At 46.3% G+C, this 23,913-nt stretch carries 35 protein-coding genes; 3 read left to right on the plus strand and 32 right to left on the minus strand.

Going from position 1 to position 23,913, the window contains the following annotated elements; all coding sequences use genetic code 11:
- The first annotated feature begins 170 nt into the window (after positions 1 to 170).
- Together GX089_02090 and GX089_02095 are read left to right on the plus strand one after the other, a co-directional pair.
- Positions 171 to 1,556, plus strand: coding sequence for a sigma-54-dependent Fis family transcriptional regulator (locus GX089_02090; protein ID NLP01261.1), 1,386 nt, complete (start codon positions 171 to 173; stop codon positions 1,554 to 1,556).
- Complete coding sequence (locus GX089_02095; protein NLP01262.1) at positions 1,557 to 1,943, plus strand: YbgC/FadM family acyl-CoA thioesterase; 387 nt, start codon at positions 1,557 to 1,559, stop codon at positions 1,941 to 1,943.
- Here GX089_02095 and GX089_02100 read toward each other — a convergent pair.
- The 4 genes from GX089_02100 to GX089_02115 all read right to left on the minus strand — a co-directional run bounded on the left by GX089_02100 (position 1,915) and on the right by GX089_02115 (position 8,114).
- Positions 1,915 to 3,279: a methylenetetrahydrofolate--tRNA-(uracil(54)-C(5))-methyltransferase (FADH(2)-oxidizing) TrmFO gene (locus tag GX089_02100; GenBank protein ID NLP01263.1), complete on the minus strand. Its 1,365-nt coding sequence runs from the start codon at positions 3,277 to 3,279 to the stop codon at positions 1,915 to 1,917. The genes GX089_02095 and GX089_02100 overlap by 29 nt on opposite strands.
- Positions 3,280 to 3,296: 17 nt before the next feature.
- Entirely contained in the window at positions 3,297 to 5,570 is a 2,274-nt protein-coding gene (gene topA, locus GX089_02105; GenBank protein ID NLP01264.1) for a type I DNA topoisomerase, read from the minus strand.
- 83 nt (positions 5,571 to 5,653) lie between these two features.
- Positions 5,654 to 7,264, minus strand: coding sequence for a bifunctional phosphoribosylaminoimidazolecarboxamide formyltransferase/IMP cyclohydrolase (gene purH / locus GX089_02110; GenBank protein NLP01265.1), 1,611 nt, complete (start codon positions 7,262 to 7,264; stop codon positions 5,654 to 5,656).
- A 376-nt stretch (positions 7,265 to 7,640) separates the two neighbouring features.
- A complete protein-coding gene (locus GX089_02115; protein ID NLP01266.1) occupies positions 7,641 to 8,114 on the minus strand; it encodes a hypothetical protein in 474 nt (157 codons plus the stop codon).
- Between the two features lie 382 nt (positions 8,115 to 8,496).
- Between GX089_02115 and GX089_02120 the strand changes: the two genes are divergently transcribed.
- Positions 8,497 to 9,483 carry an NAD-dependent epimerase/dehydratase family protein gene (locus tag GX089_02120; GenBank protein ID NLP01267.1) on the plus strand — a complete coding sequence of 329 codons (987 nt, stop codon included), beginning with the start codon at positions 8,497 to 8,499 and terminating at the stop codon, positions 9,481 to 9,483.
- Between the two features lie 398 nt (positions 9,484 to 9,881).
- Here GX089_02120 and GX089_02125 read toward each other — a convergent pair whose 3' ends face one another.
- The 28 genes from GX089_02125 to rplD all read right to left on the minus strand — a co-directional run bounded on the left by GX089_02125 (position 9,882) and on the right by rplD (position 23,900).
- Positions 9,882 to 10,877, minus strand: a complete 996-nt coding sequence (locus tag GX089_02125) for a class II fructose-1,6-bisphosphate aldolase (protein ID NLP01268.1) — start codon at positions 10,875 to 10,877, stop codon at positions 9,882 to 9,884.
- 66 nt (positions 10,878 to 10,943) lie between these two features.
- Positions 10,944 to 11,450, minus strand: coding sequence for a 50S ribosomal protein L17 (gene rplQ / locus GX089_02130; protein NLP01269.1), 507 nt, complete (start codon positions 11,448 to 11,450; stop codon positions 10,944 to 10,946).
- 53 nt (positions 11,451 to 11,503) lie between these two features.
- On the minus strand, positions 11,504 to 12,487 hold the full coding sequence (locus tag GX089_02135) for a DNA-directed RNA polymerase subunit alpha (GenBank protein NLP01270.1): 984 nt from the start codon (positions 12,485 to 12,487) through the stop codon (positions 11,504 to 11,506).
- Between the two features lie 19 nt (positions 12,488 to 12,506).
- Positions 12,507 to 13,130, minus strand: a complete 624-nt coding sequence (gene rpsD / locus GX089_02140) for a 30S ribosomal protein S4 (GenBank protein NLP01271.1) — start codon at positions 13,128 to 13,130, stop codon at positions 12,507 to 12,509.
- Between the two features lie 37 nt (positions 13,131 to 13,167).
- A complete protein-coding gene (rpsK, locus tag GX089_02145; GenBank protein NLP01272.1) occupies positions 13,168 to 13,560 on the minus strand; it encodes a 30S ribosomal protein S11 in 393 nt (130 codons plus the stop codon).
- Positions 13,561 to 13,591: 31 nt separating this feature from the next.
- The gene (gene rpsM / locus GX089_02150) at positions 13,592 to 13,975 is read right to left on the minus strand and encodes a 30S ribosomal protein S13 (GenBank protein ID NLP01273.1); all 384 of its coding nucleotides are present in this window, start codon (positions 13,973 to 13,975) and stop codon (positions 13,592 to 13,594) included.
- A 64-nt stretch (positions 13,976 to 14,039) separates the two neighbouring features.
- Positions 14,040 to 14,156 (minus strand): 50S ribosomal protein L36, encoded by a 117-nt coding sequence (gene rpmJ, locus GX089_02155; protein NLP01274.1) that lies wholly within the window; start codon positions 14,154 to 14,156, stop codon positions 14,040 to 14,042.
- A gap of 12 nt (positions 14,157 to 14,168) precedes the next feature.
- Positions 14,169 to 14,387 (minus strand): translation initiation factor IF-1, encoded by a 219-nt coding sequence (infA, locus tag GX089_02160; GenBank protein NLP01275.1) that lies wholly within the window; start codon positions 14,385 to 14,387, stop codon positions 14,169 to 14,171.
- A gap of 25 nt (positions 14,388 to 14,412) precedes the next feature.
- Positions 14,413 to 15,735: a preprotein translocase subunit SecY gene (secY, locus tag GX089_02165; GenBank protein ID NLP01276.1), complete on the minus strand. Its 1,323-nt coding sequence runs from the start codon at positions 15,733 to 15,735 to the stop codon at positions 14,413 to 14,415.
- Positions 15,728 to 16,180, minus strand: coding sequence for a 50S ribosomal protein L15 (rplO, locus tag GX089_02170; protein NLP01277.1), 453 nt, complete (start codon positions 16,178 to 16,180; stop codon positions 15,728 to 15,730). Before rplO ends, secY begins: the two co-directional genes overlap by 8 nt.
- A 4-nt stretch (positions 16,181 to 16,184) precedes the next feature.
- Complete coding sequence (gene rpmD / locus GX089_02175) at positions 16,185 to 16,376, minus strand: 50S ribosomal protein L30 (GenBank protein NLP01278.1); 192 nt, start codon at positions 16,374 to 16,376, stop codon at positions 16,185 to 16,187.
- 16 nt (positions 16,377 to 16,392) lie between these two features.
- Positions 16,393 to 16,902, minus strand: a complete 510-nt coding sequence (gene rpsE / locus GX089_02180; protein ID NLP01279.1) for a 30S ribosomal protein S5 — start codon at positions 16,900 to 16,902, stop codon at positions 16,393 to 16,395.
- 21 nt (positions 16,903 to 16,923) lie between these two features.
- Positions 16,924 to 17,298, minus strand: a complete 375-nt coding sequence (locus GX089_02185) for a 50S ribosomal protein L18 (GenBank protein ID NLP01280.1) — start codon at positions 17,296 to 17,298, stop codon at positions 16,924 to 16,926.
- A gap of 18 nt (positions 17,299 to 17,316) precedes the next feature.
- Positions 17,317 to 17,856, minus strand: coding sequence for a 50S ribosomal protein L6 (gene rplF, locus GX089_02190; GenBank protein NLP01281.1), 540 nt, complete (start codon positions 17,854 to 17,856; stop codon positions 17,317 to 17,319).
- A 46-nt stretch (positions 17,857 to 17,902) separates the two neighbouring features.
- Positions 17,903 to 18,298, minus strand: a complete 396-nt coding sequence (rpsH, locus tag GX089_02195; GenBank protein ID NLP01282.1) for a 30S ribosomal protein S8 — start codon at positions 18,296 to 18,298, stop codon at positions 17,903 to 17,905.
- A gap of 25 nt (positions 18,299 to 18,323) precedes the next feature.
- A complete protein-coding gene (locus GX089_02200) occupies positions 18,324 to 18,509 on the minus strand; it encodes a type Z 30S ribosomal protein S14 (GenBank protein NLP01283.1) in 186 nt (61 codons plus the stop codon).
- 15 nt (positions 18,510 to 18,524) lie between these two features.
- Positions 18,525 to 19,016 (minus strand): 50S ribosomal protein L5, encoded by a 492-nt coding sequence (gene rplE, locus GX089_02205; GenBank protein NLP01284.1) that lies wholly within the window; start codon positions 19,014 to 19,016, stop codon positions 18,525 to 18,527.
- A 65-nt stretch (positions 19,017 to 19,081) separates the two neighbouring features.
- Positions 19,082 to 19,399 carry a 50S ribosomal protein L24 gene (gene rplX, locus GX089_02210; GenBank protein ID NLP01285.1) on the minus strand — a complete coding sequence of 106 codons (318 nt, stop codon included), beginning with the start codon at positions 19,397 to 19,399 and terminating at the stop codon, positions 19,082 to 19,084.
- A 20-nt stretch (positions 19,400 to 19,419) separates the two neighbouring features.
- Positions 19,420 to 19,788 carry a 50S ribosomal protein L14 gene (gene rplN, locus GX089_02215; protein ID NLP01286.1) on the minus strand — a complete coding sequence of 123 codons (369 nt, stop codon included), beginning with the start codon at positions 19,786 to 19,788 and terminating at the stop codon, positions 19,420 to 19,422.
- Between the two features lie 36 nt (positions 19,789 to 19,824).
- Entirely contained in the window at positions 19,825 to 20,082 is a 258-nt protein-coding gene (rpsQ, locus tag GX089_02220; protein ID NLP01287.1) for a 30S ribosomal protein S17, read from the minus strand.
- Positions 20,083 to 20,127: 45 nt separating this feature from the next.
- Positions 20,128 to 20,337: a 50S ribosomal protein L29 gene (rpmC, locus tag GX089_02225; GenBank protein NLP01288.1), complete on the minus strand. Its 210-nt coding sequence runs from the start codon at positions 20,335 to 20,337 to the stop codon at positions 20,128 to 20,130.
- A gap of 13 nt (positions 20,338 to 20,350) precedes the next feature.
- On the minus strand, positions 20,351 to 20,761 hold the full coding sequence (rplP, locus tag GX089_02230) for a 50S ribosomal protein L16 (GenBank protein NLP01289.1): 411 nt from the start codon (positions 20,759 to 20,761) through the stop codon (positions 20,351 to 20,353).
- Positions 20,762 to 20,773: 12 nt separating this feature from the next.
- A complete protein-coding gene (gene rpsC / locus GX089_02235; GenBank protein NLP01290.1) occupies positions 20,774 to 21,439 on the minus strand; it encodes a 30S ribosomal protein S3 in 666 nt (221 codons plus the stop codon).
- Positions 21,440 to 21,450: 11 nt separating this feature from the next.
- Positions 21,451 to 21,792 carry a 50S ribosomal protein L22 gene (rplV, locus tag GX089_02240; GenBank protein ID NLP01291.1) on the minus strand — a complete coding sequence of 114 codons (342 nt, stop codon included), beginning with the start codon at positions 21,790 to 21,792 and terminating at the stop codon, positions 21,451 to 21,453.
- Positions 21,793 to 21,807: 15 nt separating this feature from the next.
- The gene (gene rpsS, locus GX089_02245) at positions 21,808 to 22,101 is read right to left on the minus strand and encodes a 30S ribosomal protein S19 (protein ID NLP01292.1); all 294 of its coding nucleotides are present in this window, start codon (positions 22,099 to 22,101) and stop codon (positions 21,808 to 21,810) included.
- A 15-nt stretch (positions 22,102 to 22,116) separates the two neighbouring features.
- Positions 22,117 to 22,947 carry a 50S ribosomal protein L2 gene (gene rplB / locus GX089_02250; GenBank protein NLP01293.1) on the minus strand — a complete coding sequence of 277 codons (831 nt, stop codon included), beginning with the start codon at positions 22,945 to 22,947 and terminating at the stop codon, positions 22,117 to 22,119.
- A 36-nt stretch (positions 22,948 to 22,983) separates the two neighbouring features.
- Positions 22,984 to 23,274, minus strand: coding sequence for a 50S ribosomal protein L23 (locus GX089_02255; protein NLP01294.1), 291 nt, complete (start codon positions 23,272 to 23,274; stop codon positions 22,984 to 22,986).
- Positions 23,271 to 23,900, minus strand: coding sequence for a 50S ribosomal protein L4 (gene rplD / locus GX089_02260; protein ID NLP01295.1), 630 nt, complete (start codon positions 23,898 to 23,900; stop codon positions 23,271 to 23,273). The genes GX089_02255 and rplD overlap by 4 nt, the downstream gene beginning before the upstream one ends.
- Between the last annotated feature and the right edge of the window lie 13 nt (positions 23,901 to 23,913).

Raw genomic sequence — 23,913 nt, forward strand, 5'->3', positions numbered from 1 at the left:
AGTCTGACACGAGTGATAGAAACCCTGCTTAAAGAAAATCCCATCAAAAATACCTGTAAAGAATATTCAGGAACTGCCGTTGTAGAGACGGCTTCTAAAACGTATTTTATTAAATTACAGAACTGGTGTAAAAATAAACTTTTTTCCAGTTCAACTGCATAAAAAATGCTATGTCAATAATCTCAAATACAACCGGTAAAATTAATAAATCTGTTCTGGTTATCTCCTCAGATATCCCTTTCCGTGCCAGGATAAGAGAAAACCTCTCTTTACATGGACTCCATGTGATTGAGACCGGCTCTCAGGCAGAAGCTCTGTCAGCCTTCGATCAATCCCAAATCGGAATCGTGTTTTTAGATATCCAGCAGATGCCCATGATCGAGCTTGATATTGTTAGCTATATCCGCACCAGATACAGTGCGGAGATTGTGGTCTTTACAACAATGAACGAGCTGGAAGAAGCCACAAACGCCCTCCGAAATGGCGCCGCATTCTATCTGGTAAAACCATTTAAGATGACCGACCTCAAATCCGTCCTGGATAAACTCGCACTGCGGATTGAGAGACAGGATGACCAGATCCAGCTTGAACAACAGTTCCTCTCTGACCTGATGGCAGGTTCACCATCGATGGAGAAGATTCTTAAATTTGCAATGAAAATCTCCCCCACAAATTCAACTATTCTGATTGGCGGAGAAAGCGGAACCGGAAAAGAATTCTTCTCCAGAATAATCCACCGCATGTCAAAAAGAGTCGATGGGCGATTTGTGGCCATGAATTGCGGAGCAATACCGGATACACTCTTCGAAAGTGAACTCTTCGGTTTCAAAAAAGGCGCATTCACCGGAGCCGACAGGGATAAACCAGGTCTGGTCGAAGAAGCTCATCTGGGAACACTTTTTCTTGATGAAGTGGGAGAACTCTCTGCTCAGGCACAGGTCAAACTCCTGCGTTTCCTCCAGGAAAGGGAATTCCGCAGAATAGGTGAGACAACAAGCAGATCGGTCGATGTGAGGATTATCGCAGCAACAAACAAGGACCTTACCCGCCTTATGGAACAGGGGAAATTCAGAGAAGACCTCTTTTTCCGCCTTAACGTTTTCTATCTGTACTTGCCCCCTTTACGCGAGAGAAAAGAGACTATTCCAAATCTCATCCGTCTCTTTGTCCACAGATACAATCAACTCCTTAACAAACACATTAGCCGGTTTTCCAAGGCAGCAGAAGCTATTCTTGCCAACTATGACTATCCGGGAAATATAAGAGAACTGGAAAATATCCTGGAACATGCAGTAGTCCTGGCCGAAGGAGGCGAAATTACAGAAAAAGACCTTCCGGAATCCATGTTCCGAAACAGGCTGCTGCTCTCAGGACCAACCCAGGACTCCAGTCCCGATTCCGGAGAAGTGCTTACCCTTGCAGAAATGGAAAAAAGACACATCTCTCAGACTCTGATATTGACCAACTTTAACTATACCGAGGCATCCAGAAAACTGGGTATCTCCCGTTCTACACTCTGGCGCAAAATCAAAGAATACAACATAGAGGTCAAGTAAATGAAAATCAGAATCTACTACGAAGACACCGACTGCGGAAATGTGGTATATTACGCCAACTACCTGAAATACATGGAACGAAGCAGAACAGAACTGCTGAGAAAACAGGGAGTGGATCTTTCCGAATATCAGAAAAATAATATCCTGTTCGCTGTAATCGAAGCAAATGTCAAATACCGCGCACCGGCACGATACAACGATCTTCTGGACGTCCAGTCAATTGTAAATGAAATCACTGCGGCAACAATCGGTTTTGAAACAACCATTAAAAATGAATCCGGAGTATTGCTTGTCAAAGGGAACATCAGGCTGGCATGCATGAGATCTGATGGAAGAGCAAGAAGAATCCCTGAAGAAATCAAGCAGGCACTGACTGGCTCTGTTTAGCCTCACTGCCCCTCACCAGCCCTGTCTTCAGGCTCCAGTCTATCATTCCCTTCACCCCCCTGTCACAAAGAAGCTCTTTCTTCTCCTTCTTCCAACCCCTCCCCTTCCTCTTTTCCTCAAGAGGCGGAAACAGGCCGAAATGGATATTGCTAGGTGTAAAGCTCTTCTCCTCAGAACAGGTAACATGGCGTAACAGTGAACCAAGCGCAGTCTCGGCAGGAGGCACCACAAAAGTTTCACCCCTGACCCTCGCCACAACTGCAGCAGCAGCCAGATGCCCGGTTACCACACTCTCGGTATACCCCTCACTGCCGCAAATCTGACCTGCCAGAAAAAGCGATCTGTTGCTATGAAAAGAAAGATCCTCACAAAGAAGCTTTGGAGAATCAAGATAGGTATTACGATGAATGCTTCCAAATCGCAGGAATTCGGCTTTCTCCATTCCTGGTATCAAACGGAAAACACGCTTCTGCTCAGGGATAGTGAGCCGGGTCTGAAACCCTACCAGATTGTAACTCTCCCCTGAAAGTTTCTCTCTCCTTAATTGACACACTGCAAAAGGACGTTTGCCTGTGCGGGGATCAATAAGACCCACAGGCCTTAGAGGACCAAACGCGAGCGCCTCATAACCCCTCTGCGCCGCAACCTCAATAGGAAGACAAGCTTCAAAAAATTTCTGATTCTCGAAACTCCGCGCAATAACCCTGTCCGCTTCCCTTAAGGTATCGTAAAAAACCCGGTATTGCTCCTCGGAAAATGGACAGTTGAGATAATCCCCCTCGCCATCTTCCCACCTCGATGCGCTGAATACTATTGACATGTCAAGTGAATCTGCCGACACAATCGGAGCTATGGCATCGTAGAAATGCAGAGATGATGCGGAGAAAGTCTCTGCAAGCCAGTTTGTAAGGTCCTCCGATGCAAGGGGACCCGCAGCAATTATGCAGCAACGGTATGATAAGGGAGGCTCTTTAAGCTCCTGACGAATTAACCTTATACCCGGCTCTTCTCTGATAAGCCTTTCCACCTCAGCGGAAAAAGCCTCACGGTCAACTACAAGTGCAGACCCGCCAGGAATTGCACATCTCTTTGCCGCCTCCAGAACTGGACTTCCCAGAATTGACAGTTCCGCTTTTAAAAGACCATGTGCCGATGGAAGTTGATTGGATTTGAAGGAGTTTGAGCAGACTAACTCTGCAGGATACCCGGTCTTGTGCGCAGGAGTCATCCGCTCAGGACGGGCCTCGAAAAGATCGACAGAAATACCGTTTCTGGCCAGAACCAAAGCAGCTTCACTGCCCGCCAGCCCGGCTCCAATAATGGCAACTGTACCCAATGTATCGCCCGGTTTCCTCAAACTTCCGCAGTCACTTCAGGTGTGCTCTGCTTTGCCGGTATCTCGTCTTTACATGAGATACACCTCATGACCGCACCCTTACGCTTCGTCTCCCTGTAAACCATCATCGGAAAACCGCACTTCTGGCATTTCTGGTCAACAGGACGGTCCCAGGTCGCAAATGTACACCCGGGATAAGCACTGCAGCCATAGAAAACCTTTCCACGACGGGTCTTACGCTCGACAATCGTCCCCTCACAACCCTCCTGAGGACAACGCACTCCGGTAGACATCGATTTGGTATTCCTGCACTCAGGAAATTTTGAACAGCCAAGAAAACGGTTCCCGTTGATAGTAAGAATCACCATCGATGCACCGCATTTGTCACATTTCTCATCGGTCTGGACAACATCCATCTTTTCCAGCGGCTCGGTGTATTTACATGCCGGAAAACCTTGACAGGCAAGAAATTTGCCGTTTCTGCTCCATTTAATCACCAGCGGATGCTTCCCGCATTCGGGACATGTCCGCTCTGTAACCTCCTGGTTCTGCGCCCGCAGATCTTTTATACTCTGACGTACATCGGCCAGACGGCTGGAAAATGGACCGTAAAAATCTCTGAGCACCTGCACCCAGTCGGCATTTCCCACCTCTACCTTGTCCAGCGATGATTCCATGTCGGCTGTAAAACCTACGTCAAAAACACTGGAGAACTCCTTTACAAGTATGTTCTTGACCATCATACCCACCTCAGATGGCACAAACCGACGCGATTCAACATTTACATACTTGCGTCTCTTCAGTGTATCAATAATCTGAGCATAAGTACTCGGCCTTCCTATCCCCTTGTCCTCAAGCTCCCTCACCAGCGATGCTTCAGTGTAACGGGGGGGGGGCTGCGTAAAGTGCTGCTTATCAAGAAGTTCCTTCAGAGTAACCGGCTTGTGGGCAGAAAGATTCGGAAGTCTCTCATTCTGACTCTCGCCCGACTCGGAACTGTCTTCCACAGTCTCATCGTAAAGAGCAAGAAATCCATCAAACTTTATGATACTGCCTGTAGCACGGAACACACATCCATCACCCTCTATATCAACCCTTGTAGAATCGAAAACTGCATTTTCCATCTGTGAAGCCAGAAAACGCTTCCAGATCAGTTCGTACAGACGATGCTGATCCCGTGAGAGATACTGTTTCATCCTGTCAGGAGAGAAATCAAGATTCACCTGCGATGGCCTGATCGCTTCGTGTGCGTCCTGTGCGTTCTTGTTCTTGCCATATAATCTTGGTGCCGCAGGAAGATACTTGTCGCCCAGAAGCTCCTTTATAACCTTTGATGCATCCTGCAAGGCCTCCGTGGCTATACGCGTCGAATCGGTACGCATGTAGGTGATTAACCCCATTGAACCCAGTTCGCCAAGTTCCAATCCCTCATAGAGCTGCTGCGCTATCATCATTGTCTTTGCAGCCGAAAATCCCAGCTTCCTGGCCGCTTCCTGCTGCAAAGTACTGGTGATAAACGGCGGATAAGGCTTGCGAACCTTCTCAGACCTGGTCACATCCTTTATGCTGTAATCTACCCCGCTCAGACGGGTTATAATAGCCTTGGCTGCAGCCTCATCGGGGATAAGCGCATGCTCCTGGTCACCCTTTTTCCCGTCAATAGAGAAGAGCTTTGCGGAAAAGGATGATTTCTCATATTCGAAAGTTCCATGAATAGACCAGTACTCCATCTGTTTGAACGCCTTTATCTCTTCTTCGCGCTCACATATCAGACGAAGAGCAACAGACTGCACCCGTCCGGCACTCAACCCCCTGAAAACAGTCCGCCAGAGAATCGGGGAAACCTGATAACCCACGATCCGGTCAAGTATACGCCGCGCCTGCTGAGCATTGACCTTGTTCATGTCAATCTCTTTGGGATTCTCAAATGCAGAAAGCACCGCGCGCCTGGTGATCTCATTGAACATCACCCTCTTTACACTTGTGTTCTCATTCTTTATAGACTCAGCTACATGCCAGGCAATAGCTTCCCCTTCACGGTCAGGGTCGGGTGCGAGATAAACATCCTCCACCTTCGATGCCTCATCACGGAGAGAACGAAGTATGCGACGTTTCCCCTTGGAGGTTGTGTACTTGGGACGAAAATCCTTCTCCAGGTCCACACCCAACTCTTTTTCAGGCAAATCTATTATGTGCCCCATCGTTGCCCGCACCGCAAAATCCTTCCCCAGATACTTGGATATGGTCTTGCACTTCGCAGGCGACTCCACTATTACCAGATGTTTTGCCATATACGCCAATTTTCCTTTAATATTTATACTCATTTATGATTTCAAACAAATCGACCCAGAATGCTGCAAAAACAATGCCGTGCTTAGTGACAAAAATGCCGCATTCCCGTAAAAACCATAGACATTCCATACCGGTTACAAGCCTCTACCACTTCCCCGTCCCGCTTTGATCCTCCGGGCTGCACTATATACCTTATACCCGCACTATGCGCTTCCTCAATCGCATCCGGGAAAGGAAAAAACGCATCCGAAGCCATAACCATGTCCTCAAATTCGGCAAACTTTAAATCCCCGGGAACTGACTTGCCCTCATTCTGGTACTCCCGGGCAAGATTCTCACAAACCTTTGGAACGGCAAGCTTCCTGAGCGCATCTACACGGTTTGGCTGACCCGCACCCATACCCAGAACTCTGTAAACACCCTGAGCATACTCCTGCGCCAGAACTATAGCATTTGATTTCACGTGCTTGCAGGCTCTCCAGGCAAAACACCCCAGCATCTCCTTTTCCGGAGGAAATGCCTGAGCAGTCACAGACTCCCATTTTTCACTGACACCCGTATCACGATACTGCCACAAAAGACCGCCTGTAACATGCTTCAATGTGAATGCTTCCTTCTCGCTTCCAGCCAGTTCTCCAACCGCAAGAAGCCTTATAACCATGCTCTTCTCTTTCAGATACTGGAGCGCATCCGGTGTAAAATCCGGAGCTATTATCATCTCCACAAACCGCCCTGCAAGAACCTCAGCCGCATCTTTGTCCAAAACCCGGTTGACCGCTATAATGCTGCCAAAAGCAGAGATTGGATCTCCCGACCAGGCCGCCTCCAGCGCCTGAGCCAGTGTATTTCCCGTTGCCAGTCCACAGGGATTTGTATGTTTGATTACGGCTGCCGAGGGAGAATCTGAAAACTCTTTTATAACCTCTAACGCAGCATCACCATCAACGATATTGTTGAAAGACAACTCTTTCCCATGCAACTGACATGCATTGGCTACAGATGGCTCCTGGCTCTTTCCCCTGAAAAAAACCGCGCTCTGATGCGGATTCTCTCCATAACGAAGGGAAGAACCTTTTCCATAAGAGATCCGCAGTATCTTCTCTCCAAGATAAACATCACTGAGGTACTTGTCGATATTGGCATCATAATCCGCAGTATGGCGAAATGCTTTCACAGCCAGATACTTCCGGCTCTCAAATGTGACCCCGCCGAACTTTGAAATCTCATCTAGAATAAGGTCGTAATCACCAGGATCAACTACAATTGTAACATAGGCATGGTTCTTGGCCGCACTCCTGACCATCGTCGGCCCCCCGATATCAATATTCTCTATCGCCTCCTCAATAGTCACATCTTTCCTGAGAACAGTCTTCTCAAAAGGATACAGATTGACTACAACCAGGTCTATGGGCTCAATTCCATTCTCTGCCATCTGCTTTATATGCTCAGGATTATCCCTTATCGCCAGGATTCCCCCATGGACACGAGGATGAAGAGTCTTTACTCGGCCATCCATAATCTCAGGATGTCCGGTGTAGGAATCCACAGATTTTACCGCAACCCCACTCTCTTTGAGGCTTCTCGATGTCCCCCCGGTAGAAAGTATCTCCACACCGTTTTTCACCAGTTCGCGTGCAAATTCCACTACACCCGTTTTGTCTGACACACTGATAAGTGCCCGCTTGACCGGCATTACCTTCATTTGTAAATTTCCCTTTCTATATTAGCCGGTAAAAAAATCCACAAAGGAAATACAATATGATTAATTACCCCTGATCCATGCAACCTTGCTACAAAAACTGAATGGAATTCCTCAAAAAAACATCCCATTCTGAAAAAAGTCCATGATCTTCGTTCTCTTCCTATCGATGTAACTTCATAAACATTCTGTTACATCGCAGGCTCACTATAATCTACTCTGGATAACTCTCAATTTCGATATGTAGCGGCAATTGTGGAAAATGCTCAGGAGGACTAAGCGATAGTTAGTTACAGAGGCAGTCAGAGGATCTTAACCCAAAAAAAGGCCGGAAAAAATCCGGCCCGTAAACACATTTTTTCTTTTTAGGTCAGAAATAAAACCTCGCGCCTGCAACCCACGTATAAAACAGGTCACCTACATAAAAATGCATAAAATTGATAACTGGAAGATAATTCACGAATACTCCCCAAGGAGCCCAGGGCATAAACCATTCAGCTCCCACTTTACCCTGAAGACCCATTTGAAAACCAAAACCTATCTCTGTCCATAATCCGCCACCGAAACTAAGCATCATGTCGCCTTTGGGGAAATCAAAGTACTCTTTGTTGTGTGTGAAACTTGCCTGTAAATGCAGACCCCATCTATACCCTACTGATCCATCTACAGCCAGAGCGTCAGTAAACCAGTATTTCACAGTCCCACCACCCCAGGGATGATCTCCGAGTATTCCTCCCAGAGCAAAACTCCCTCCCTCAGGCGAGGCTTGTTTGTCTTGTCCAAAACAGAAGGAAAAGGCAAACAATGAAAGAAAAACAGTTCGTCTTAACAGCCCTGCACTCATAAAAAACCTCCTGATCAATAAAAAGTGTCCTATAAAATGGTTTAAGCTCTGAAAAATGCAATCAGGTTTTCTGAAGGGGTGTTTTTCCGGAAACCTCCCCCTCCCCGTGTACCAGATCTTTTCCTGTGTCACCTCCAGGATGAATTTGTGAATTAAACGCTTAAGTCATTGTTTCACCCCAGAGATAATTTTATGATTTGATGCCTTATTTCACTATTTCACCCCCTCCTCCGCATCTCTGCACGAGTTCCCCTTCTCTTGACCTTAATTCCTTTATTATCTCTCTCTCCTCTTAAAAATTCAATCTCTCCTTGAGGATAAATCCTGTATATTTCTCATGTTATATTTAAGCGGAAAACGAGTAAAAACAAAGGCAAGAAACATGAAAGTAGTGATAATCGGCGGAACAGGAAATATCTCCTCAGAAGTAGCGGCAGCCCTCTACCAGAAAGGTAACTCCATCACAGTTGTAACAACCGGAAAACGACCTGTCCCTCCCCTGTACACCCATATCAGAGCAGACAGGAACAATACTGAAGAATTCAAAAAAGCCCTTGCCGGTATTGAGTCTGATTGTGTCATCGACTTCTTCGCATTTGTCCCGGATCATTTAAAAGTGGACTATGAGATATTCAAAGGCAGAACAGGTCAATTCATCTTTATCAGCAGCGCGACAGTCTATGAAAAACCCCATAAAAAAATACCCATTACAGAACAGACACCTCTTGGTAATCCATTCTGGCACTACGCCCAGGATAAGATCAGATGCGAAGAGTATCTCTGGAGTGTAAACAGCCCACTCTTCCCGGTCACCATTGTCAGACCATCTCACACATTCGGTAATCAATGGATCCCCTCCCCTCTGTGCGGAAATGATTTCACTGTGGCTCAACGTATCCTCGATGGAAGGCCCATTATAATCCATGACAGAGGCGAATCACTCTGGACTCTTACAGCAGCTTCTGATTTTGCAGCAGGTCTGGGAGGACTTGCAGGTAATCTCAATGCCATAGGTGAAGCTTTTCATATAACCAGCGATGAAGCCCTTTCCTGGAATAAGATATACCAAATCCTTGGCGCCACACTTGGAAGAGAACCGGTTGTGGAATATATTCCTTCTAAAGCCCTGTCACAGGTTTATCCGGAAGCTCGCGGAGCTCTCTTTGGTGACAAAAAAGAGAATGGGGTATTTGACAATTCTAAAATCAAAAAGTTTGTCCCGGGATTCTCCTGCAAAAAAACCTTTGTCGCAGCAATACGTGAATCAGTTGAGTGGTTCATGCAGGAGCCGGTAAGGAGAGCCGTAAATCCGGAGCAGGATAGATTTATCGATAGGTTGATCGAAATGTGCAAACCACACTCGATATGAAGTTATCAGTAGCAGGACGATCTGCAATGCTCATAATAATCATCAAGTGATATCTGGGAATAACCATTCAGGCAAACAATGGTTAAAAATGCTGCAATCACTCGTAATTTCATCAGGAGTCTCAAGATTTCCTGTTTTCCAGAAAGGTCCTTCAATGTGATGACAGGTGTACCTTTCAGATTTCAGAGAGAAGCTTAAAGTAGTTTACGTATAGAAACAATATAATTCACATCTGCATTGCATCAAAATATGGAAGATCTTAAAGCAAACAAATGGAAAGCATGAATAGTTTTTCAAAGGTATTTACACTGTCAAATGCCTGCGCCCTGCCGGGCGCAAACAAAGAAGGGAATCCGTAAATCGGATTCCCTTCTTCACAAAAAATTCTAATCAGAAAATTACGCTTTTCCGGCACTTCCCAGAACGTTTTCGTTCTTGTCGATCATCATCTTAATAAGCTCCTCACGAGCCGGTCCAAGATACTTTCTGGGATCGAACTCCTCAGGCTTCTCGGCAAAAGTCTTCCTTATTATTGCTGTCATTACCAGCCTGCCGTCAGAATCGATATTGATCTTGCAGACAGCAGATTTTGCCGCCCTGCGAAGCTGTTCTGCGGGAATTCCTACTGCAGCCTTGAGTTTTCCGCCATTTTCATTGATTATCTTCACATATTCAGGAAGAACCGAGCTGGCCCCGTGCAGAACAATCGGAAAACCAGGAATCCTCTTCTCGATCTCTTCAAGAATATCAAAACGAAGAGGAGGAGGAACCAATACCCCGCTCTCATCCTTTGTACACTGCTCAGGCTTGAACTTGTATGCACCATGCGATGTACCAATAGAGATAGCCAGTGAATCCACACCGGTCTTCTTGACAAAATCCTCAACCTGTTCCGGCTGAGTGTAAATAGACTTGGCCGCCTGAACATCATCCTCGATACCGGCAAGAACCCCCAGCTCACCCTCAACAGTAACATCATACTTGTGAGCATACTCAACAACTTTCTTTGTCAACTCGACATTCTGCTCGTAAGGATGATGAGACCCGTCAATCATAACAGATGAAAAACCGCTCTCAATACAGGATACACAGAGTTCGAAAGTGTCACCATGATCAAGATGAAGAGCAACAGGAATATTGTAACCGGCATCTCTCGCCATCTGCACCGCACCCTGAGCCATGTACCTCAGAAGAGTGGAATTGGCGTACTTCCTCGCTCCGCTTGAAACCTGCATGATCACCGGTGAATTGGATTTCCCGCATGCAGTGATAATGGACTGGATCTGTTCCATGTTGTTGAAATTGTAAGCCGGAATAGCGTAACCGCCTTCCATAGCTTTTTTAAACATTTCATGGGTATTTACAAAACCAAGTTCTTTGTAACTTACTGCCATATATATGTCCTTTCAGGGAAAGTACACAAGATTAACTCAAAGCGGTCATTACTGACCGCTTTGAGTTTATTTTTCAGTTTCCGAAGAGGATTTTTCAGAAGAAGCTTCAGAAGGAGCGGCTGTTTCAGCACTCTGTACCTGTTCAGTGGCACCCGCCGCCTGAGGAGCAGCTTTTGCCTTCGGCTTCCTTTTGCGTTTCCTGACAGCTTCTGTACCACCACGTCCAACCAGCTCAATGATAGACATCGGGGCATTGTCGCCCTTACGTTCGCCTATCTTTATAATGCGGGTGTATCCGCCCTCACGGTCCTTGAATGAAGGCCCAATATCATCGAATAGTTTCTTCAACACCGCCTTGTCGTTGATTCTGCGGGATGCCATGCGTATCGCATGAAGCCCACCCTGCTTGCCATAGGTTATAAGGCGCTCCACTACACTGCGCACCTCTTTGGCCTTGGCAAGAGTTGTTGTAACCCTCTCCTTGTCCAGAATCGATATTGCCAGATTGGAAAGCATTGCCCGACGGTGACTAGCTGTTCTGTTTAATTTCCGTCCAGATACCAGATGACGCATTGTTAATACCTTCTCTGAATTTTACTCATTCCGTTTGACTAAATATAAACAGGTTACTCGTGGCTGGAACCCATAATTTTGTCTACATCCATTCCGAATGTAAGCCCCAGATTCGACAGTACCTGGTTCAACTCAACAAGCGACTTTCTTCCGAAATTCTTGTACTTCAGCATATCCGACTCCTGATTACGGACCAGATCAGCAAGAGTATGGATATTGGCCGCTCTCAGGCAGTTATTCGACCTGACCGAAAGTTCGAGTTCATCAACTCTCATCTTCAGCAACTGACGAAGCTTTTCGGTCTTTTCATCATGAATTGCTTCCTGAACAGGCTCGAATTCACCCTCAATGTTGATAAAAATTTCAAGATGATCGTAGAGCAGCTTGGCGGAATAACCCATCGCATCTTCCACCGATATGCTGCCGTCTGTCCACACCTCAAAAGTTACCTTGTCAAGATCGGTACGCTGTCCCACACGCGTATTATCGACCACATAATTGACTTTTGTAATCGGTGAGAAAAGTGCGTCTATTGGAATTGTGCCAACCGGGTCCTCTTCCCGCCTGTTCATCTCTGCCGGGGCATAACCCCTGCCGTCTGATACACGCATTTCAATCTTAAGCTTTGCATCAGAGTTGATTGTGGCGATATGAAGGTCCGGATTGAGAATCGTGACATCAGGGTTCTTTTCTATATCACTTGCCTTGACTTCTCCCTCACCGCTCACTTCAAGTCTCAGCGTGGTGTCATGATCAGCATGCAGTTTAATCCTGAGCTGCTTTATGTTCAGAATAATGTCAGTAACATCCTCCACCACCCCTTCCAGAGTCGAATACTCATGCATTGCACCATTGATTCTCACCGATGTCACAGCAGCACCCTGCAAAGAGGAAAGAAGAATTCTGCGAAGAGAATTCCCGATGGTGTGCCCCCAGCCTCGCTCAAGTGGCTCAACAATCACCCGCGCAAAATTCGGGATGTTTTCTGGATTCTCGATCTGGATGCCTTTAGGCATCATCAAGCTTTTCCATTTCATTTCGTTTAAAATCTCCCTTTTATCTGGAGTACAGTTCGACTACGAGCTGTTCTTGAACGTTAACCGGTATGGCTGCCCGCTCTGGAACACGGATCACAGATCCTTCCAGTTTGACTTTGTCAATGGTTAACCACTCCGGAATGTCCCGCAAAGCCTTTAATGAACTATGGATTATTTCAAGGTTCTTGCTTTTCTCTCTTACCTGAATCGTATCCCCGGCCTTTACCTGGTAAGATGGGATATTTATCTTTTTACCGTTTACCCGGAAATGATTGTGCAACACAAGCAACCTGGCACTTGACCGAGATGGTGCGAGGCCCAGACGGTAGATAATGTTATCCAGGCGCATTTCGAGAATCTGGAGCAATTTCTCACCCGTCACTCCACTCGACCTGGCAGCAGTCCCAAAGTAAAGCTCAAACTGTTTTTCCAGAACGCCGTAAATGCGACGTATCTTCTGTTTCTCACGCAACTGCAGGTTGTATTCGGTCGATGTACGCCTTCTTTTTGAAACACGCATTCCCGGTGGAAATGGTCTGCGCTCAACAGCACAGTTCTCCGATTTGCACCGCTCCCCTTTAAGCATCAGCTTCACGCCTTCCCTGCGGCACTGCCTGCATCGGGGACCATGATAAACTGCCATGTTCTTTTCTCCTCAGTCTATACGATAAAATTGATTATTATACTCTTCTGCGTTTTGGCGGCCTGCAACCATTATGCGGCACAGCCGTGAAATCTTTAATCGCAACAATCCTGATACCGGCTGCTGCAAGAGCCCTGATCGCACTCTCCCGACCATTACCGGCACCCCTCAGATGTACCTCCACCTTCCTCACTCCGGCATCATAAGCCATCTTTCCAACTACCTCAGCGGCAATTCCCGCTGCAAATGGAGTGCTCTTGCGCGATCCCTTGAACCCGGATTTTCCAGGTGTGTTCCACGCCACAACATTGCCATTAGCGTCTGTAACATTGATAATTGTGTTGTTGAATGTCGCTCTGATATGAGCTACACCCTCTGCAGAGGCCTTTTTTTTGATTTTCCTGGTACTGGCACTGCTCTCTTTATTCATCTCGTAAAACCTCTCTCATCTGAAATGTTCATCAGCCCTTAACAGATGCTTTTTTCTTATTGGCAATCGTCTTACGCGGACCCTTCCTCGTCCTTGCATTCGTACGGGTACGCTGCCCGTTGGCAGGCAAACCACGACGATGCCTTAGACCACGATAACAACCAATGTCCATCAGACGCTTGATATTCATGCGTACTGCACTCCTGAGGTTACCCTCTGTCTGATACTCACTGTCAATAATACGCCTGATACGATCCAGTTCTTCCTCGGAAAGATCCTTCACTTTCTTGGTAAAGTCGATTCCGGCTTTCTCCAGTATCGCCTTAGCTGTCGACCTGCCGACACCAAACACATAGGTTAAGGCTATTTCGGCACACTTATTATTTGGAATATCGACTCCTGCTACACGAGCCACTTTAAAACCCCCTTATTCCGGATTCTGTATTCATTTTTCGATTTAATCTGACTGCAATATGCAATCATCCCTGGCGCTGTTTGTGTTTCGGGTTTTTTGCGCAGATTACCCGTACAGTACCTTTCCTCTTGATGACTTTGCATCCGTTGCATATTCTCTTTACCGATGCACGCACTTTCAAAATAGCACCCCTTTACTTGTATCTGTAAACAATTCTTCCACGAGTCAAGTCGTAGGGTGAAAGTTCAACCAGGACTTTGTCCCCGGGAAGGATTCGAATATAATTCATTCGCATCTTTCCCGAAATATGTGCCAGTATTTCATGCTTGTTTTCAAGCATCACCTTGAACGAAGCATTTGGCAAAGTCTCAGTTACCGTACCCTCCACCTGTATCGAATCATTCTTCGCCATAATTTATATACCACAATCGGCAGAACTAAAACCGTCTGCCGCGTAACTTTCCTTTCTTCATAAAACCCTCATAATTACGCATCTGCAAATGAGATTCAAGCTGCTGAAGAGTATCCAGAGCGACTCCCACAACAATCAGAACACTCGTCCCGCCAAAGTAAAAATTGATCTTCATAGCACCCATCATCAAAAATGGTACTATCGCAATAAACGCCAGAAAAACCGATCCAGGCAGAGTTATTCGTGTCAGAACATTGTCCAGAAACTCCGCAGTCTTCTTTCCAGGCCTGATACCCGGGATAAACCCTCCGGACCGCTTCAAATTGTCCGCGATATCAAGAGGATTAAAAATGATCGCAGTGTAAAAATAGGTAAAGAAAATAATTAACACCGCGAAGCTCAATGAATAAAGAACCCCTCCCGGAGCAAACCACCTGAAAAGATCCTCCATCAGTGCAGATTCAGGAAAAAAGCTGCGAATCATACCGGGAAAAGTCATTATCGATGATGCGAAAATAATCGGAATCACTCCAGCCATATTCAGTCTGAGCGGCAGAACTGTATTCTGCCCAGCATACATCTTATTACCTACAACCTTCTTTGGAGTCTGTATCGGAATACGTCTTGTCGCCTGAGTCATCATCACGATAAATGCTGTCATACTGAGAATCACTGCCAGAATCACCAGTTCCATAAATGGATGACGAGTCCCGGCTACAACCTGTTGAATCTCCGCCAGAACCGCATCAGGCAATTGCGCAATAATACCGATAAAAATTATCAGAGATATTCCATTACCAAGTCCACGGTTGGTGATCTGCTCTCCCAGCCACATGATCAACATGGTACCGGTCGTTAAACTCAGCGTGGTAAGCAATGTAAATCTTATTCCTTCAAGATCAGGATTGACAGCCTTCAGTCCGGTTACCGGAGAAGTAATGCTCTGAAGGAAAATGCTGATACCTACTGCCTGTATTATTGAAAGAAGAACTGTTCCATAACGGGTATACTGCGTAAGCTTCTTACGGCCCTCCCCGCCTTCCTTTTGAAGCTTGTGGAAATAGGGAAATACAGTTCCCAGCAACTGAATGATAATCGATGCACTGATGTAGGGCATTATACCAAGAGCAAAAACCGTCACCCTTTTAAACGCGCCACCAACGAACATGTCATAAAGTCCGAAAAGTGAATTCTGCGATTGCGCAAGAAAATCGGACAATACTCTTGGATCAATTCCAGGAGTAGGAACATGCCCTCCGACCCGGTAAATAAAGATGATAAAGAGCGTAAAGAGTATACGCTTCTTTAACTCCGGAATCCTGAATATGTTCTTGAAAGTCTCAAGCACGACTTACGACCTCTGCTTTCCCTTTGGCTTTTTCTATTTTTTCTCTGGCAGTTTTGGAAAAAGAGTGTGCCTTTACCGAAACCGCTTTCGTCAATTCTCCATCACCGAGGATCTTTACCGGCTTGTCAATCTCATAAATCAGTCCCAGTTCATAGAGTTGCTCCACTGTTATCTCTTTACCGGTATTCTCTATTTTTTCCAGACTGCCGACATTTACAATCTGGTACTCGACTTTGAAAGGACTGAAAAAGCCTCTTTTGGGGATTCTCCTGGTAAGGGGAGTCTGTCCACCTTCAAAATAGAGCTTGTCCCTAGAGCCACTGCGGGCCCTGTGTCCATTGTTTCCTTTTCCGGCAGTTGATCCAGACCCGCTGCCTGTCCCACGACCAATTCTCTTGGCATCTTTCTTAGCACCCTTTGCAGGCTTAAGCTCGTTTAATCTCAGCATTTCATTCTCCATCCACTTCTTCAACTTGCACCAGGTGAACAACTTTATTGATCATCCCGCGAATGCTGGGTGTATCATTATGAATAATACTCTTGCGGATTTTCCCCAGCCCCAATGCACGAACCGTGCGCTTTTGATCTTCCAGCTTTCCGATCGTGCTTCGAATCTGTGTAACCTTCAACTTCTTGGCCATTACATTCACCTTTCAATCATGCACCTGTGGATACTGGGACCTGACGAAGATCACGGATCTGATCGCGTGTCTTCAACATGAGTAACCCCTGAAGAGTTGCTTTTACGACGTTATGAGCATTGGTTGTGCCCAGACACTTCGTGAGAATATTCCGCACTCCAGCCAGTTCAAGAACAGCACGGGCTGGTCCGCCTGCAATCACGCCTGTTCCCGGCGCCGCCGGCTTGAGAATAATCTTTCCAGCACCAAAATGACCTATTACCTCATGAGGTATAGTTCCGTCAACGAGACTGACCTGTACCACGTTTTTCTTGGCATTCTCGACCGCCTTGCGGATTGCCTCGGTAACATCATTCGCTTTTCCCATTCCAATACCAACAGTGCCGTTTCCATCCCCGACAGCCACTAAAGCATTGAAACCAAATCGCCGTCCCCCTTTGACCACCTTGGCACATCTGCTGACTGCCACTAAACGGTCTGTCAACTGGGATTCACCGCCGCTTGCTAAAATCTCTTCGTTATTCAACCCAAAGTCCCCTTTCGCTACTCAGAAAGCCAACCCTTTACTGCGGGCTGCCTCAGCCAGAGCTTTCACCCGGCCATGAAAAAGATATCCCTTCCTGTCAAAAACCACCGTAGTAACACCTTTTTCCTTTGCCTGCTCGGCCAGCATCTCACCAATCATTTTGGAAATTTCCGTTTTGGTCACTTTTTTACCGGCTATTTTCTGTGCAAAATCTCTACCCCTGCTGCCGACCTCAATCAGAGTCCTGCGATTCACATCATCAATAATCTGCGCATAGATATGATTCAAGCTGCGGCGCACACACAAACGAGGCCTTTCAGGAGTTCCAGCAATAGATTTACGCACACGCTCAGCCCTGCGTTTACGTTCAATAAGTCTTCTTTCAGAATTATTCATCTCTTCAGCTCCAGTGTATTATTTTCCAGCGGTCTTTCCAGCTTTTCTTCTGATCTTCTCATCAAGGTATCTTATCCCCTTGCCTTTGTAAGGTTCCGGCGGTCTGATACGACGAATATCCGCTGCTGCCTGCCCTACCAGCTCTTTATCAATCCCCTCTACAGTTATCTTTGTTCCACCATCCACCGTAAAGGTGACACCCTGGCGAGCCTTGAACATCTTGGGACTGGAAAAACCCGCTGCAACGCTGAGATCTTTTCCCTTAAGCTCAGCCTTGTAACCCACCCCGACAACCTCCAGTATCTTCTTATAACCCTGAGAGACTCCGATAACCATGTTATCAATCAGTACCTTGTAGAGACCCCAGAGTGCCTTGACATTTTCACTCTGAATTGCAGGTGAAACAAAAACCTGGTTGTCCTTTACCTCGATCTTGAGATCCCGGGGGAATTCGCGGGAAAGAGTCCCCTTGCTCCCCTTCACCTCGATCTTCTGTCCGACAACAGACACCTGAACCCCACCTGGTATTTTGACTGGCACTTTTCCTATGCGAGACAAGTTTTACTCCTTTATATTTACAAAATTCCTCTGGCCTTAAGAAAGGCTACCAGACTATTCCGATCACCTCACCGCCTACATTCATCTTGCGGCATTCTTTGTCGGTCATTACACCTTTGGATGTAGAAACAATGGCTATTCCCATTCCGTTAAGGACCTTGGGAAGCTGCTGCGCCCCTTTGTACTGCTTACGTCCAGGTGTACTTATTCTCTTTATGCCCTGAATGGAATTACGCAGTTCATCATCATACTTGAGCAGTATCTTGATAATACCCTGCTTTCCTTCTTCATTGACAAAAGCGTATTTGCTGATGAAATGATTCTCAAACAAAATACGGGTGATCTCTTTCTTAAGATTTGAAGCAGGCACATTCACTGTACGTTTCTTTGCCTGAATCGCATTCCTAATACGGTTGAACATATCTGCAATTTGATCGGTCAACATCCCTAAATCCCTTTCTCCACGCTTACCAGCTGGCTTTCACCACACCGGGAATTTCACCCTTCAGAGCCATTTCACGAAAACAGATCCTGCAGATGCCAAAATCGCGGATAAATGCCCGCGGTCTGCCACATCGTCTGCATCTGGTATACTTACGGGTCGAAAATTTCGGTTTTTTCCTGCTCTTCTCTATCAATGCTTTCTTAGCCACATCAATTCTCCTGCGTTATTTCCGGAAAGGCATCCCCATCTCTTCCAGAAGCGCCATTCCTTCATCATTATTTTCAGCGGATGTACAAATACAGATATCCATCCCGGAAATCTTTGAAATCTTGTCGCGGTCAATTTCCAGAAATACGATCTGTTCCTTTACTCCCATAGTGTAATTTCCCCTGCCGTCAAAAGACTTGCGGGAGAGACCACGAAAATCCCTGATTCTTGGAATCGTTATGGAAACCAGACGATCGAAAAACTCCCACATCCGGTCCTGACGAAGGGTAACTTTACATCCGATAGGCATATTCTCCCTCAGTTTGAAATTGGAGATCGCCTTGCGGGCCTTTGTCACAACCGGCTTCTGCCCCGTGATTTCCCGAAGTGTCATCACCGCTTCATCAATCAGCTTGGCATCAGCAACCGCATCCCCAACACCCATATTGAGGACAATCTTTTCAAGTCTGGGAACCTGCATTACATTCTTGTAATTAAACCTTTTCATGAGCGCAGGGACCACGGTCTTGAAATACTTTTCCTTTAACCTTGGAGCCTGTTTTGTCTCTGTACTCACTCTATCAACTCCTTAGCCTTTTTGGAAAACCTTACCCTTTTGCCACTCTCAAGAACACTTACACCGACCCGGGTAGGTTTACCTGTTTTTGGACACAAAAGCATAATATTCGAAAGATCAATAGAAGCCTCTTTCTCCACTATTCCACCCTGCTGGTTTTTAGGAGTGGGCTTTGTGTGCCTCTTGATCATATTGATACCTTCAACTATTGCTCTGTTCTTTTCAGGAATAACCTTCAGGATCTTACCAGTCTTGCCCTTATACTCCCCGGAAATCACCTGAACCATGTCATTCTTCCGAAGCCTGAATGCCATAATATAAATCTCCTCAATCCTTAAAGAACTTCAGGTGCCAGAGACACGATTCTCATGAATTTCTTCTCACGAAGTTCACGTGCAACCGGCCCAAAAATACGAGTTCCCTTCGGTTCCCCTGTATCATTGATTATTACCGCAGCATTATCACTGAAACGAATATAAGTACCATCTTTACGGCCATACTCTTTTGTGGTCCTCACAATAACCGCCTTTGCCACAGTACCCTTCTTTACAGCACCATTAGGGAGAACATCTTTGACAGAGACTATAATAACATCTCCGATACTGGCGTAACGTCTGCTGGTCCCGCCTAACACTTTGATACACTCAACCTTTTTTGCGCCGGAATTGTCGGCGACGTTCAACCATGTCTCTTCCTGTATCATATTTTCCTCGTTCTGCCTTTTTCGCTCACAAGAGAATTATTTTGCTTTTTCCAGGATCTCTCCAACCCGCCATCTCTTGGTCCTTGACAACGGGCGAGTCTCGATAATTTTCACAGTGTCGCCAACTTTGCTCTCGTTTTTTTCATCATGAGCAATATATCTGGAGCTGGTCCTTACTATCCTTCCATATACCGGGTGCATGAACTTCCGTTCAATCTTCACCACGACACTCTTGTCCATTTTGTCACTTACGACAACACCTACACGTTCTTTACGATTGTTTCTTTCAGCCATTCTCATTCCTTGGTCATTTGGAACAGAACCACACACTTCTGCTCATTATTTTTCAGAAGCGCTCTCGACTTTAACCTTTTCATTCAGGACTGTTTTTCCCCGGGCAATATCACGTCTTACAAGACGGAGCTGCAACGGGTTGGCCAGCTGCCCCATTTTTGCCTGAAAGCGAAGATTAAAAAGCTCTTCTTCCCAGCCGTCAATTTTCTTGGTCAATTCTTCAGGTGATAAATCACGAATCTCTTTTGTTTTCATTCTCGGTTACACCTTATTTTTCGATTTCAACAAATCTTGCCTGAATGGGAAGCTTCTGAGCCGCCAGACGAAGTGCTTCCCTGGCAGTCTCTTCCTTTACTCCAGCCATTTCGAACATCACTGTTCCGGGCCTCACTACAGCTACCCAGCCCTCAGGAGATCCTTTTCCTTTTCCCATACGGGATTCAGCAGGATGCTTTGTGAAAGGCTTGTCAGGGAAAATACGAATCCAGATCTTCCCACCCCTTTTAATAAAACGGGTCATCGCAATACGCGCCGCTTCAATCTGCCTGTTATCGATCCACCCCGGCTGCATGGCCTGAAGGCCATATTCGCCGAAATCAATTTTATTGCACCGGGTGGCAAGTCCCCTCATCCGCCCGCGCTGAGTTTTTCTCCACTTAACTTTCTTCGGTGACAGCATCTCAAAATCCTCCTACGCGTGCACGCCTTCTTTGGCAGGCTGCTTCTCAACACGGTTGATAACTTCGCCTTTACAGATCCAGACCTTTATACCCACACACCCGTAGGTAGTGTGCGCAGTAGCTGTCGCATAATCTATATCCGCCCTTAACGTATGAAGCGGAATTCTACCTTCCTTGTAGGTTTCAGTTCTGGCTATCTCTGCACCATTCAAACGTCCCGCAATCTGAATCTTTATTCCCTCAGCACCCATTCTCATAGCAGTTGAGATAGCTTTCTTCGTGGCTTTCTTGTAAGAAACCCTCTTCTCAACCTGGCGGGCGATGTTATCGGCCACCAACTGAGAATCCATCTCAGGCTTCTTGACCTCACGAATATTGATCTGAATCTCTTTCTGAGTAAGATGCTGCAGTTCTCCCTTGAGCCGCTCTACTTCCTCACCTTTTTTTCCGATAACAATTCCCGGTCTGGATGTATGAATCCCGACTGTGACCCTCTTGGCAGTACGCTCTATCTCCAGAGCAGCAATTCCACCATGTTCGAGTCTCTTCCGCAGATAATTGCGAATAAGAAGATCTTCGTAGAGATAGTCCGGAAAACGCTCTTTGGCAAACCAATTTGAAAACCAGGAACGGGTTATACCTAATCTCAACCCCACCGGATTTGTTTTCTGACCCACAACTCCTCCTGTTAATTAGCAACCGTGACAGTTACATGACACATACGTTTAAGAATCTGTGATGCCCGGCCATGAGACCGCGGACGAAACCGTTTCATCACTGGACCCTCATCAACAGAAATCTCCTTGATACGAAGCTCATTGACATCAATGGCTGCATCCGTATGCTTGCTCTGTAGGTTGGCAACAGCAGACTTCAGTAACTTGGAAATATCAGTTGCGACTCTCTTATTTATGTTAAGATCAAGAAGACTCAACGCCTCTCCAACCATCATCCCACGTACCGCATCCGCAACCAGACGGGTCTTTCTCGCAGTCGAACGCAGATAACGCACTGTAGCTTTAGATTCCACAATTCCTCCCCAGACCTATCTTTTTACAGATGCGGATTTGTCGGATTTAGCGGCACCACTGTGACCACGGAACTGACGTGTCGGGGAAAATTCCCCAAGCTTGTGCCCAACCATGTTCTCGGAAACATAAACCGGTATGAATTTGTTTCCATTGTGTACCGCGAATGTATGACCTACAAACTCCGGAAGAATAACAGATCGGCGTGACCATGTCTTTATCACCTTCTTCTGACCAGACTTGTTCGCCTCATCTACCTTCTTCGAGAGATGATCATCTACAAATGGACCTTTTTTTATCGAACGCGACATACCAATCCTCTTCCTTTATTTCTTAGCCCTGCGACGCACAATATATTTGCTCGAAAGTTTACGCGGATTACGGGTCTTCAATCCCTTTGTCTTCTGTCCCCAGGGGGTCACCGGATGTCCTCCACCAGCAGTCTTTCCCTCACCACCACCCATAGGATGGTCGATAGGGTTCATGGCAACTCCACGCACTGTCGGGCGAATCCCCAAATGACGCTTACGACCCGCAGACCCTATAGCCATATTCATGTGCTCCGGATTACTGACCTGCCCAATTGTAGCCAGGCAGTTCTCCCTGATATTTCTTACCTCACTTGAGGGAAACTTGAGCTGAACCATCTGGTTCTCTTTTGCAACTATCTCGGCATAAGCACCGGCACTGCGGGCAATCTGACCACCCTTGCGCTCAAAAAGCTCTATGTTGTGTACCTGCATCCCCAGAGGGATGTTCTTGAGCGGCATGCAATTACCTTCTGCAATCTCAACCTGATCACCAGAAATAACCTTCATCCCGACTTTCATATTTGAGGTTGCCAGAATATACCTGCGCTCACCGTCTATATACTTTATCAAAGCTATAAAAGCGCTGCGGTTAGGATCATATTCAATTGTTTCCACAATTCCCGGAACATTAAATTTGTCGCGCTTGAAATCAATAATCCGGTAAAAGCGCTTGTGCCCCCCACCCCTGTGCCTGACAGTTATAACACCACGGTTATTACGCCCGTTGATCTTTGGCTTAGCTTCAAGCAAAGGTTTATAAGGTTTGTCAGTGGTAATCTGATCAAACTGGTTGGTAGTCTTATACCTTAAAGTCGGGGTCACCGGTCTGTAAGTCTTCATTGGCATATTTTAAACTCCAATTCCTCTGTTCTCTTAAGGGGTTCAAACCTCACCGAATTTCGCAATTCTCTGCCCTTCCTGGATTTTGACAATTGCCTTCTTCCAGTCAGGCCTGTAACCCGCGAACCGCCCCATACGTTTCTTTTTTCCCTTTACAACCATCGTATTAACAGATACTACTGAGACTCCAAACAGCTTCTCTACGGCCACTTTGATCTGCGGCTTTGTAGCAGTACGCAAAACCTCGAAAACATACTTGTTCTGCGTCTCACGCTGAGTAGTATTCTTCTCTGTAATAGATGGATATCTGATAATTGAATGATACTTGCTCACAGTGCCACCGCCTCTTGTACTTTACCGATCAGCCGTTCATCGGCAAAAATGATGTTTTCATTTGTAAGTACATCATATGCGTTGATCTCGGAAACCGGCCTGATTTCAAGATCCCTGATATTTCGACCGGAAAGAAAAACGTTTTTCCCTTCCTTATCAATTATCAATAAATTTTTCTTTCCAGAAACTGAGAGTGCCTTGAGCAGATCGACAATGGTCCTGGTTTTCGGAGTCTCACAACTGATACTCTCGACAACCATCACCTTTTCATCTTGAGCCCTCGAGGAAAGCGCTGAAGCAAGTGCAAGCCTGCGCATCTTCTTTGGAATTTCCGAATAATAGTCGCGCGGCTCCGGACCGTGAGCTTTTCCACCACGAACCCATATCGGTGATGCATTAGAACCGGCACGTGCTCTTCCCGTCCCCTTCTGCCTCCAGGGTTTTCTGCCGCCGCCACTGACCTCTGCACGGGTCTTTGTCTTTGCCGTACCCTGACGCTGATTGGCGAGGAACTGGGTTATCACCTGGTGCAGCAAACTTTCATTTACCTGTGCACCAAAAACATTTTCCGGCAGATCGATCTGCCCCTTTACGGTCCCATCCTGCTGATACAATTTTGCCTTCATCGTTGTATTCACC

The sequence above is a fragment of the Fibrobacter sp. genome, from assembly GCA_012523595.1.
Taxonomy (GTDB): domain Bacteria; phylum Fibrobacterota; class Chitinivibrionia; order Chitinivibrionales; family Chitinispirillaceae; genus JAAYIG01.